Origin of the sequence: Bacteroides sp. K03 (assembly GCF_019734355.1) — a bacterium.
Lineage (GTDB): Bacteria > Bacteroidota > Bacteroidia > Bacteroidales > Bacteroidaceae > Bacteroides > Bacteroides nordii.
In genome coordinates, this window is sequence record NZ_JAASHC010000007.1 from 79,495 (window position 1) to 92,696 (window position 13,202).

Below are 13,202 nucleotides of genomic sequence, written 5' to 3' on the forward strand. Positions count from 1 at the left end.
TTGCGTACATTTATACCAATTGTGTGAAAGAAATATGAAAAACATTGTCATTAACAGGAAGTTCTGGCTCATTTGCTTTAGCTTGTGGTGGAGCTTTTTGTCGATAAGTGCTTTGGGTAATGACTATTCTTTTAGGACATTGACTGTGATGGATGGGCTTTCCAATAACTCGGTGAAAGCTATTTATCAGGACTCTCTCGGATTTATCTGGATGGGAACTAAGAATGGACTTAACAGGTTTGACGGATATGAGTCCAAAACTTATTATAATCATAATGAAGAGTTTGTAGGCCAGTCCAATGATGTGATCAATATAACTCCCGATAAGGCCGGTAATATGTGGATCGGAACTTTTAACGGAGTAATGCTGTTCAATCCGTATACTGGTAAATTTAAAGATTTGTCACAGGCTTATCAGGGCGAACTGCCACGGGGAGTTGTTATAAATATCTGGATGGAGAATGATTCAACTGTCTGGGTAGCAACCAAATCGGGGCTTTATTTTCTTAGGAGCAATACAAGTTCCTGTGTGGAAGCCTTCCGGGGGAAGTATATTAATGCGATGGCGGCTTCGGGTGAACATACTTTGCTGATCGATATTGTACAGCAGGGATTAATGGAGTTTAATATAAAAACCAACGTTATCACTCCTTTCAAAGATAAAGAAGAGCGTCCTGTCTCTTCTAAAATAATGCGTGATACAAAGCAAAGGATATGGTGTGCTGCCGATCTGGGAAATATTTTCATTGCTGATTCTGACGGTTATACCTTAAAAAGAGTAGATACCAGTGATTTGAAAATAGGGTTTAAGCAAGCACAGATACATGATTTGTTAGAGTATAATGATTCTACTTTGCTGTTGGCTACCGACAACGGATTGTATGCGTTGGACGTGAGTAATTCTTTGAAAGTTCATCCGGTCTCTGGTATTTTTCCTACCGAATTGGCTAAAGTGAACCGGCAAATGTGTTTGTTTAAAGACCGGCAGGAGTCTTTATGGATCGGAACCTTCAATGAAGGAGCCATGCTTTTCAACTCCAAATATACGAAATTTAAATCCTATTTGTTCCATTCGGAAATTCGTAAAGAGCCTCTCCGTGTAGTAGGAAAGTTGGTTGAATACAAACAGCAGATATGGGTGGGATGCAATACCGGTATTTTTGTGATTGATCTGATCTCCAGACAGTGGCATCGTGTAAATCTGGATAATCAATTGGAGATAGATACCAACTCTGAAATTTATTATGTATATCGGCTGTCAGAGAATCAAATATTATTCTATTTGCTGAATCAGGGAACATTTGTCCTGAATCTGGATACCAGGAAGGTATCACGCTATGATATCGGTTCACCCGCTTCTTCCCAGATCCGGTCTATTGCCAAAGATGTGGATGGGAAGCTGTGGATAGCGCAGGATGAATTATCATTATTTGATGTTGCTCTGCGAAAAAGTTCTGTTGATTTATCAACCAATTACGATGGTACCACCCGTTTTATGTTTACTCAGGACATTCTTCCTGTTGGAAGAGATATGTTGGTAGGAACACGTACCAGAGGTGTGTGGCGCTTCCAGCGTAACCTGGATGATGAGCTTAAATATTTTAAAGGTGAACCCTGGGGAGGAAAAGAACTTGAAAACAAGAATGTGAGTGTGCTTTATGAAGATAGTGAGCGGAATATATGGGTTGGAACGTATGATTCCGGATTATATATGTATGATTCGAAGAGTAATGAGGTGATTCATTTCTTCGGGCAGGATAAGATTGCACACAATACCATCTATGATATTATTCAGGATAAACAGACCGGTATGATCTGGGTTGCCACCTTAATGGGGATTTCCCGGATAACCAGAGATCAACAAGTTTTGAACTATACTTATAAGAACGGATTTCCTATTCATGAACTTTCCGGTCATTCCTTTTTGGAAGCCTCTAATGGAAACATCTTTGTGGGTGGTAGAGGAGGAGTGGTAGAATTACTTCTGAACGAGTTGTACAATACTTCCGGCATTGCCTTACAACCCCGTATTTCTCAGGTAGAGACTCTGAACTCTATTACGGGCTCCAATCATCTTCTGTTTGATAATGCCGAGGCTTTCAAAGAGATTGAACTTAATTATGGAAACTCTTCCGTGCAGATCAAATTTTCGGCTATGGATTATCTTTTCCCGGATGGTGTGAAGTACGCCTACCGTTTGAAAGGGGTTGAAAAGGAGTGGAATTATGTCAATAGAAATGAAGCGATCTATTCCAATCTGCCGGCCGGCATCTATACGTTCCAGGTTAAAGTTTGTAGTAGTGACGGAGTATGGGGAGACGCTATAACGAGCCTGCCTTTGATTGTTAATCCTCCTGTATGGTTGTCGGTATGGGCCAAAATGCTATATTCTCTTTTAGTTTTATTCATGATCTATCTCATTTTGCGGTATTATTATATGAAAAAGACGGCTAAATACCGGTTGAAAATCGAAGAGATAAAAAAGGAGAATATTGAGCGTGATTATAAGATGAAGATTGAGTTGTTCACCAACTTCTCTCATGAATTGCGTACTCCGTTGACTTTGATAAAAGGGCCTGCGGAAGATATACTGTATGATGAGGCCTTGCCCCGGAAGTTTGTTTATTCGGTGAAACAAATATTGAAGAACTCGAACAGGTTGCTTTTGCTGGTGAATCAACTGATGGATTTCAGGAAGATGGAACATGGAGCCATGCAGCTGAATCTGTCTAATGTGAATATGGTCTCTTTTATGACAGAGCGAATAGACAGTTTCTCGGAATTATTACAGAAACGGGGTATTGTGATCCGGTATACCAATGATTACTACGGAAGTAACTGGTGGATTGATGCCGATTTGATGGAGAAAGTGATTTTTAATCTTTTGTCCAATGCCATAAAGCATTCAAAGGATGACAGTGTTATAAAGGTGGTATCTTCCGTAGAAGGTGACAAACTGCTCCTGTCCGTTCAGGATTATGGTGAAGGTATATCACAGGAGAATATAGATAAGATATTCGATCCATTTTTCCAGGTAAAACAGGGGAGCATGTCCAATATGTTCGGTAGTGGCATCGGGCTTAACCTGGCAAAGTATGTAGTAAGCCTGCATCATGGTAAGATTTGGGCAGAAAGTGTTGTCGGGCAGGGAACCACTTTTTTCATAGAGCTTCAATTGGGGAAAGAGCAGTATACAAAAGATGACGTGGTTTATGTCGAAGGAGATTCGGTGGATAAGACATTTGCATTAGAGAAAGAGAGTCTGAAACCAATCGGCGAACCTTTGTGGGAGGATACGAATCCGAATGAAACGGACGAAGCGCCTGTTGTGCTGGTGGCAGAGGATGATGAAGACCTGAGAAAATATCTCGTATTACAATTGTCGGCTTCTTATAAAGTGATTGAAGCTGCCAATGGGCGTGTCGCATTAGAACTGGCACTCGAAAAGTTCCCGGATATCATATTGAGTGATGTGATGATGCCGGAAATGAATGGACTGGAATTTTGTGAACAAGTAAAGTCGAATCCTAAGCTTGCTTATATTCCTTTTGTCATGCTCACGGCAAAGGTGTTGGATGAACATATAAAGGAGGGATATAGCGTGCTGGCCGATGACTATATATTGAAGCCATTCAATATAACTGTTTTGAAAGCTAAAGTAGAAAGTATTATTAAGAACAGGGAACAACTCCGCCGGCTCTTTGGCGAAAAAATGTCGGCTATTGAAGTTCCGATGCCGGAGATTGCTGCAGTGGATCCTTTTATGGATAAGCTGATAGAACTGATAAAAGAAAAAGCTTCTGATTCTGAATTGCAAGTAAGCGATTTGTATGAAGCAATGGGATATGGGCGAATACAATTTTTCAGAAAGATAAAAGCTGTTTCCGGGATTTCACCTAATAAATTGATCGTGAATATACGAATGAAAATGGCTGCTGATATGCTTCGTGAGAATCAATATACTATATCAGAGATTGCTTACCAGACCGGATTTTCTGATCCGTCTTATTTTTCCAGAGTATTTAAGTCTGTATTCCAGATCACTCCTAAGGAATATCAGAAGAATATGAAATAGCATAACTTTTGCTGTTCCTGCCTTGGGGCGGAGGGGTGTTTCAATGCTTTGAGAAGAAACTCTCAATGCTTTGAGAAAGAATTCTCAACGTATTGAGAAACTTTTCTCAAAGCATTGAAACAAAATTCTCAATAGGTTGAAACAAAGTGTTTCATCCTGATGAAACAAAACTCTCATGAATATGAAACGAAATGGAACGATCGGTTTCCTTTTTTGTATAAAGCGGCTTGCTACCTCCTTTATACAAAACTACCAGTGGTGATACTAATTTACCAGATTACAAAATATTTTCAGGTATGACACAATTCTACAGAGGATTGATACGATTCTCCTACTGTTATTGGTGCCGTGCGGATACATTTGCAACAGAAATTAATAGAAATCTTAAAATATAATGCGTATGGAAAAAGTAACGAGTTAACCTGACCACCTTTCAGAATATCTTCAAAGATATCTTCTATCTATCAGATGTATTATAGCATCTATTATATTATTAAAACAAGAATAAGTTTAATCAAAACAAAAATCAAACTTAAGTATGCAAAAACACATTTTGCTAACAAATTCCAGATTCATTTGGGTAACTGCACTGTTATTAATCTGTAATGTAGCTTTTGCACAAATGAAGGTTACCGGAATAGTAACTGACCCATCTGGTGAGCCTGTTATAGGTGCAAATGTTTTGGTGAAAGAAACATCCATGGGAGCCATTACGGATTTAGACGGACATTTCACGGTAAATGCCCCGGAAAACGGTTCTCTGGTTGTTTCTTACATCGGCTATTTAACTAAAACCATTAAGATTTCCGGTAAGAACAATATCAAAGTGGTTTTGAGTGAAGATAGTAAAGCGTTGGACGAAGTAATCGTTATTGGTTACGGTAGTGTAAAAAAGCAGAATCTTACTTCATCGGTGTCTAAAATGACAGACGAAGCTGTCAAGGAGCGTCCTGTAGCTACACTGGGAGAAGCATTGGCTGGTAATCTGGCAGGTGTTCGTGCCCAAAGCACAAGCGGTGTTCCCGGCGAAGAACTGCAAATACGTATTCGTGGTGTGAATACGATCAATGGTAGCAGTGATCCGCTGTATGTTATTGATGGTGTACCCTATGAAAGCATGAGTGATATCAATCCTGCTGATGTGGCATCCATACAGGTTTTAAAAGATGCTTCGGCTACTTCTATTTATGGTGCCCGCGGTGCAAACGGGGTTATCCTGATCGAAACGAAGCAAGGCAGTGACAAACCGGCTGTTACGTTTGACGGTTTCTATGGTCTGCAAGATCCGGAGAAATATGTAAGTATGATGGATGCCAAAGAATGGCTGGCTTTCAATATCTGGAAGAGAAACAACGACCATTTGCGTAGTGGAGGTTCAATGAGTGACCCTATGAGCGCACGTGCCGATGCAAATAAGATTCCGGATTCCTGGTTAGACCCGGACTTGGTGACTACAGATTGGCAAAAAGCAATTACTCAGGTTGCGCCTGTACAGAGCTATCAGTTGTCTGCATCGGGTAAACATAAGATGGGAACGATCTATTTTTCAGGAGGTTATTATGATCAGAAGGGTATCATTAAAGAGACCTACTATAACCGTATTAACTTCCGCCTGAACGGAACATTGAATCTCTCGGATTATTTAAAAGTAGGCGCTAATATTTCCGCTTCACGTAGTAAGCAGGATAATAAAGAGGCACAGGGCAAAGAGACTGTTATTCAGCACGCTTTGATGCAGGCACCGATTGTAAAACTGGATGAAGCTACCCGTGACTGGGGATATCCGAATCTGGGTATTACCGTATATCCTAACCCTTTGGAGCGTTTGAAAGAAACACTGGATCAAACAGTGCAGAATAAGGCAGCAGCATCCGCCTGGGCTGAGATTACTTTTATGAAAGGCCTTGTGTTCAAGTCACAGTATAATTATAGTTATGACGGTAGGGTATATGAGTACTATGTTCCGGGCAATGTTACCTACAATAACAATAATGTAACTTTGGGAAAAAGTAATTCTCAAAGCAATAATAGCTGGTCTATTCAGAACACCCTGACTTATGATGCTTTGTATGGTAACAAACATGCCCTGAATGTTATGTTGGGACAGAGTGCCGATGCAACTGATAAGTATCGTATTGATGGTGAAGCAACCGGATGGCCGTTGGAGAACATTCCGACATTGAATGTGGCTACTTTGGCAAAAAGGGCTTCTACGGAAAAATACCAGGTGCGTACGGCTTCTTTCTTTGGTCGTGTAAGTTATAATTATAAAGAAAAGTATTTGCTTAATGCAACCGTACGTAATGACGGTTCTTCACGTTTCGGTGCAAACAATCGTTGGGGATGGTTCCCGTCATTCTCGGCAGGATGGAAACTCAATGAAGAGTCATTCTTGAGTTCTGTAAAATGGATCTCTTTATTAAAACTTAGAGCATCCTGGGGAAAATCGGGTAACGACCGCATTGGATATTACGATTATCTGTCAGTGCTGACTACTGATAACTCGGCTTATGGCAATACACTTCAGGCTGGTATGGCTCCTAAAAATCTGAAGAATGAAGATTTGAAATGGGAGAGTACAGCCAGCCTTGATTTCGGATTGGATTTCTCAGCTTTCAATAACCGTTTGCAGTTCAATTTTGACTATTATATTAACAAGACCGATAACCTGTTGTTTAATCTGCCTATTGTAATGACAAGCGGTTATGACAGAATCCGTACCAACCTGGGATCCATTCAGAATAAAGGATGGGAGTTGGACATAACAAGTCACAATCTGACAGGAACATTCAAATGGTCTACTTCTCTGAACCTTTCCGGCAACCAGAATAAAGTGCTGGATATGGGAGGTATCGATAGTTTCACCGATTCAATGTGGGATGGCAAGTTCATAACCCGCGTAGGCGGACCGGTATCACAGTTCTACTGTTACCGCACGAATGGTATCTTGACTGCAGATGATTTTGAAAAAAAAGCTGATGGCACTCCGGATGAAAACAAACCTCTGGTACCTGTGTACAAAGGTCAGCGTATTGGTAATGTGAAGATGGTGGACCAACCTACTAAAATGGTTGACGGAAAACTGGTAGGTGACGGAGTAATCACAGAAGACGATCTGGTGCCTTACGGAAATAATATCCCTGATGTCATTTATGGTATAACAAACCGTTTCTCTTATAAGAACTTTGAGTTGAGTGTCTTGATTCAGGGACAGATTGGTGGTGATGTTATGTTCCTTGGACAACGTTCTTTGGACTATGGTTCTCCGGGAGTTAACCAGTTCTCGCATTGGGTACGTTGCTGGAAACCCGATTATCAGGCTGTTTACGGAGATCGCGGAGATCCTACTCCTTACTATTTAGGTGTAGATATGTCATGGGATGGTACAACCCCCAACATCTATAACCGTAATTCTACTTATGAGAATAATTCAGACTTACGTATCTACGATACTACTTACTTGAGAATCAAGAATATCACCTTGTCATATACCTTACCCAATGACTTATTGAAAAAGTCTTTCCTGAAGAAAGCTAAAGTATATGTTTCATTGGATAATGTGGCAACCTTTGACAATTATCCGGGTGTATCTCCTGAAACGAATAGTTATGGTAATTCTACAACAAGAGCCGGGGTGGATTATAGTACATATCCTATGAGCCGAAAATATACCCTTGGTGTAAATCTTGTATTCTAACTCTATAAAAACAATGAAAAAATGAAGCAAATAACATTCATATTATTGTTATCGTTGTCGTTTGTGTTGGGAGCTTGTGATGCTTTTCTGGACATTACTCCACAGTCCGATTATACGGTGGAAGAAGGCTATAAAAAAGAATCGGATTTTGAGCAGGCTATCTCGGCTGTTTACGGAAAACAACAACTTCTGTATGATACGAACTCCTGTTGGTTTATGTATATCAACCACCGTAGTGATGATTCGCGAAATGCAAATAACGTGGGCCGGTTTGTTGATTCACCTAACGAGAGTATCTGGACTACTTCCTGGAAAACTTACTGGTCTATAATTGACCGCTGTAATCTGATTCTGGATAAGATTGATAATGCAGAATTCACAAATGAGGAAAGACGTGATTACATTAAAGGAGAAGCTTATATTCTGCGTGCTTATGCTTATTGGAGTTTGGGTTGGCAGTGGGGAGGCGTTCCTTTGATCACAAAGACAACTCCTTTGGCGGAGATCCGCAAAATACCGCGTTCTACTCAGGAGGCAACTCTCGGACAGGCTATATCCGATTATAAGGAGGCTATCAGATTGCTTCCCGAAGAATGGGGGACGAATGATATCGGACGTGCTACCCGCTATGCTGCTGCCGGAATGCTCGGCCGGTTATACATGTTCCAGAATAATTTTGAAGATGCCCGGACTTACCTGAAAATGGTAGTAGATCAGGAATCTGTACGCTATGAAATGGAGAAAAAATATGAGGACTGCTTCATTGACTCCAAAGACAATGGAAAAGAACGTGTTTGGGAAGTTCAGTTTATCGGGGGACAGATTGGTGAAGGTAATTCATTTATTACCGGTTTTATTCCTGAAAAACTGACATTACCTAACACTGCTTATGTGGCTCCTTTCACCGGATATAGCGGAAATATGAGAGCGTCGGAGAATTTATGGGATGCTTACGAAACCTCTCCGAAAGTGGATAAACGTAAAGCTCTGTCCGTAGTTACCAATGTGAAGATTAACGGAACCTATGATACACAGTCCAAGCTGGTATACAAATATTGCAAGTGGGATACTTACACACCGAAAGAGAAAAATGACTGGGCAAACAATCTCCCTATCCTGCGGTATACAGATGTGAAGATGATGTATGCTGAGGCTCTTAACGAGTTGGGCTATGTGGCTGATATTAACAGTGAACCTTTTAAAATTCTGAATGCCGTACGGGCTCGTGCCGGACTGGATGCATTGACTCCTGTAGAACTGTATGATAAAGACACTTTCCGCAATGCAATTATCCAGGAGAGAAGAGTTGAGTTTGCTTTTGAAGGCCTGCGTTGGTGTGATTTGATTCGTTGGGGAATAGCAGTTTCTACAATGAATGAGCACTTTAAGCATCGTGACGAAGGTTCCGGACAGTATACAGTTCAGGATTATCAGTTGCTGCTACCGATTCCTTTCGCCGAAATGGCAGCTTATAACGATGTGAATATCATGTGGCAGAATGAAGGTTATTAATGTATTATTAAAAAAATAGTTATTATGAAAAAACATTTATTAGCATCTTTGATGATTGCAATGGCTTGTTCCAACCAGTTAGATGCAAAGAACGTGTATGTGAAATTAAGTAGCGATACAGAAGCCTGGAGTCATATTACTCAGGATGAAAACAATGTGGTTGTAGAGATTACCGATGGAAAGTTTAATGGTATATTGAGCAATATTGCTGCCAAAGATAGAGTGTGGGTTGCGAAAGGTATTTATCAGGTGACAGGTTCCATCAATCTGAATGAAGACCGTGCAGGAGTACAGATATATGGTGGTTTTAAAGGAAATGAAACCGCATTGGAACAGCGTATATTGAAAGATCAGGATGAAAATGGCATTGTAGAGCCTTGGGAGTTTGAATACGAAACACAATTCCAGGGAAATACCGATACTGATCCCAGCTATCGCATATTCACTATGAATGCAGAAGGAGACGTGGTAGATGGTATAACGATCTGTGATAATACAAATGTAAATGATCATGGGGCGGGGGCTTACCTGAAAAATAATGCTGTTCTGAGTAATTGTATCGTTCGTAATATTAAAGCGGAAGCCAGTAAGAATAGCGCTGTAAACGGAGCCGGTGTATTTGTGGATGGTGCCGGTTTGGTTAAGAGTTGTTTGATTGAGAATTGTACGAATCAGAATGACGATTCCGACGGTTCTTCTTATGGCGGCGGTATTAATATACAAGGTAATAAAAGTGTTATCAGCAATTCTGTTATTCGGAATAACCAGGTTGTTTCCGGTAAAAACGCATTTGGCGGTGGTATCTTTTTAAATAACAGTGCAGTAGCAGAAAACTGTGTGATATATAATAACTCTTCTGTTTTTCGCGGTGGTGGTGTTTATATCCATAGTGGTAGCGGAAAGTTGATTAATACAACCGTAGTAAAAAATATGGGTGCTAAAGCTGGTGGCGGTGTTTTCTCTAATGGAAATTCCACTATTTACAACTCTGTATTTTGGGGCAATGTGAACGAACAGGGGAATGCGAATAATCTCAACCTGAATCAGGCCGGATATGTAGAGACATTTGCATACTGCGGAATCCAGGGTGCAGGTATCTGGATGGAAAATAAGAACCTGAATACAAACCCGACTTCTTACCAGTTGATTGAAAGCAATGACTTTACTGAAGAGGTAACAGAAGGACTTGCTCCTCGTTTCATTCGTCCGACAGTAGACGCCGGTATTGGTTACGAATTTCTGGAAGGAACGCTGGAAGCAATAGCCAAAGCAAACTGGGGACTTTTGAATGCATCAGACTTGGTAGATAAAGGTGTTAATACCATTCCTGATTATACGATTGCGACGACCGACATTTGTGGTAATGCCCGTCCGGTAGGTCAGAAGTATGATTTAGGTGCTTACGAATTAGGTAGTGGTGCTACTGGTATTACTACTAACCAGAAAGAGCAGAGTCGCTTCACATTGGTTGCTAACAGCAATGGAGTTACCGTATATGGTATTGAAGGGCTTGCTAAGGTAAATGTGTACAATACTTCAGGCGCATTGGTTAAATCCGTACAACTGGGTAATGGAGAAACCATCTCTCTTATCGAGCGTGGAGTGTATTTCCTGTCTGTCTCCGAAGGTGAGACTTCACAATCAGGCAAAATCCTGTTTTAATTAAAAAAACACATCCGGACTACTTAGTCTTGAGTTTAAGTAGTCCGGAACTTTTTCCGGTAATTTTATGAGTGAACCAATGAAAAAACTTTCTATCTGGCTGTGTGTCTTATTATTTATGATAAGTGCTGAAAGTAGAGCGCAGTCTATGATTTCGGGGGCTACCTACGAGAAGCGGTGTGATGCTATGATTCAGTATATGGCAAAGGGTACGTCACCTTCCGGAGGTGATCCTAAATATACGGGTCCGTATTATTTTGCACGTTTATATCTTAATTACGATAAGTCACGGGCGATAAACAACCTGGAGGCTATGTATGACAAATATATAGCCGATCCTGATTTGTATTACAACTCTACGGGTTCGGGCGTTGAATTTTATGCTCATGCCACACTACATGGTTATTTGCTGACAAAGGACAATATGCCGGAGTCTTTGAAAGCCAAAATAAAGACGTTTCTTCAGTTAGGTGATTATAATTCAAGAGGAATTACTCTTAATTTGGATATGATACGTTATACGGTCGGCTTTATGGCTACTGAGCAATGGAGTGATTTTACAGATCGGTACGGACGTACAACGAAGCAGATCAGAGATTATAATCGTCCCCGTATTTTGAATTGGCTGAATAAATTCTTCCACAATAATTGTAGTGAAGCAGATGCATTCATTTATTTCTCTACGAATATAATGTATGTACGTATGTTGGCTGAGTTCTGTCAGGATGAGGAAATCAATCAAAAGGCTAATGTGGTTTACCAGCAAATGATTGCCAGTTTACTTTCGGCCTGGAATCAGGGACTGTATGTGGCCAATCCACCTCGTTGTAAGGGTTGGGACCAATTATATACAGGTGCCCGTGCTTCCAATTCGAATATAACGGCGCTTGCCTGGTTGTACTTCGGTAATCAGGAGAATAAGTACCTTTTTATTCCGGGACTGACCGTAACCAATAATACGGCAAGTATGAATTTCTGGTTGGCTTATAAACGTAATGTGGCTCCCGACCCGGCTTTGTTGCAGGTTTACGACTCGAAGGAATATCCTTATGTATATACCAGTTACATTAATGATATAGGAGTGAATGGTTCAAACAAAGATGTGTTGAACTGGAAACGTTTTAAATATACATACCAAAGCAATAATTACGGTTTGGCTACTCAAACAGAAATTCCTTATGATTTGTCAAAAGCTACTTCCTGCTATGCCTACAAAGAGACCAAACGTACTTATCTGGCCTGGCAAAGTGATGTTGTAGAGAGTGTGTTTTCTGTTTGTCAGGACAATCCTGCCCGTCCTACCGACAATACAAATGCTAATATTGAAGGATACGGAGAGAACCCTTATCACAGGGTGATGCAATATGAAAAAGCAGCGGTTGGGGTGTATAATGTACCGACTACTTATATTCAGGGAAAGCGTTACCGTATCTATGTGCCTTTCACAAAAAGAGGTATTAAAGAACGTATCGAGGCAGATGGCTGGATCTTTTGTCATACCGGAACGATGCTTTTCGCCTTTAAAACATTGGAACCTTATACGTGGGCGAATACAGATTTTGTAGTCAGCAATCACGATGTTCTTACTTTGGAAGATACCTCTTGCCGAAAAGGAGCCTGGGTGCTGGAAACCTCAGAAATAGAACCGGAATATAAAGCGGCTACCCGTAGTGAGGAACTGGAGTTATTCAAGAATGCGGTTCTTACCAAGACAAAGATAGAAAAACAGGATTATACTACAAGTAAGCCGGCAGTGAAGTATACTTCACTGAGTGGTGATGTTTTGCAGCTGCAATTCTTTCCGCCTACCGAAGCTTATCAGGATAATTACAAGGTGAACGGAGTACCGTTGGCCCTTTCTGAAGAATACCTCTTCAATAGTCCCTATGTACAGCAGAAGAATGACGCAGATGAACTTTTCGTCTATAAAAATGGTGTGTTGGAAAAGACTATCAGCTGGAATGATTCGTCTGTTGGGATTGAGAATGCCAGAGAAGAAGCAGGTTACCACCTTTTTCCCAATCCGGTAAAGGATGAGTTCCATCTTTCTTTTCCGCAGGAAGATAAACCGGAACGTGTGTCGATAGTCAGCTTATCCGGACAGGTAGTGAGGCATTGGAATATTCAGGAAGAATATGAGCAGACAGTTACTCTTTCGGCTGTGGGCTTGTATGAAGGACTTTATTTCCTTCGTGTTGACAATGGCAAAAAAGTATGTATGCTGAAGTTTTTAAAGATTTGATTATATAGTATTAG

General features: G+C 40.7%; 5 protein-coding genes. All 5 read left to right on the forward strand.

Annotated elements, in window-relative coordinates:
• The first annotated feature begins 34 nt into the window (after positions 1 to 34).
• The 5 genes from HCG69_RS07585 (at position 35) to HCG69_RS07605 (ending at position 13,188) form a co-directional block, all read left to right on the forward strand.
• Positions 35 to 4,075: a hybrid sensor histidine kinase/response regulator transcription factor gene (locus HCG69_RS07585; RefSeq protein ID WP_221649548.1), complete on the forward strand. Its 4,041-nt coding sequence runs from the start codon at positions 35 to 37 to the stop codon at positions 4,073 to 4,075.
• A gap of 538 nt (positions 4,076 to 4,613) precedes the next feature.
• Positions 4,614 to 7,772, forward strand: coding sequence for a TonB-dependent receptor (locus HCG69_RS07590; RefSeq protein ID WP_195349740.1), 3,159 nt, complete (start codon positions 4,614 to 4,616; stop codon positions 7,770 to 7,772).
• Positions 7,773 to 7,793: 21 nt separating this feature from the next.
• Complete coding sequence (locus HCG69_RS07595; RefSeq protein ID WP_221649549.1) at positions 7,794 to 9,284, forward strand: RagB/SusD family nutrient uptake outer membrane protein; 1,491 nt, start codon at positions 7,794 to 7,796, stop codon at positions 9,282 to 9,284.
• Between the two features lie 24 nt (positions 9,285 to 9,308).
• The gene (locus tag HCG69_RS07600; protein ID WP_221649550.1) at positions 9,309 to 10,946 is read left to right on the forward strand and encodes a choice-of-anchor Q domain-containing protein; all 1,638 of its coding nucleotides are present in this window, start codon (positions 9,309 to 9,311) and stop codon (positions 10,944 to 10,946) included.
• Positions 10,947 to 11,025: 79 nt separating this feature from the next.
• Positions 11,026 to 13,188, forward strand: coding sequence for a T9SS type A sorting domain-containing protein (locus HCG69_RS07605; RefSeq protein WP_255585512.1), 2,163 nt, complete (start codon positions 11,026 to 11,028; stop codon positions 13,186 to 13,188).
• Positions 13,189 to 13,202 lie beyond the last annotated feature (14 nt).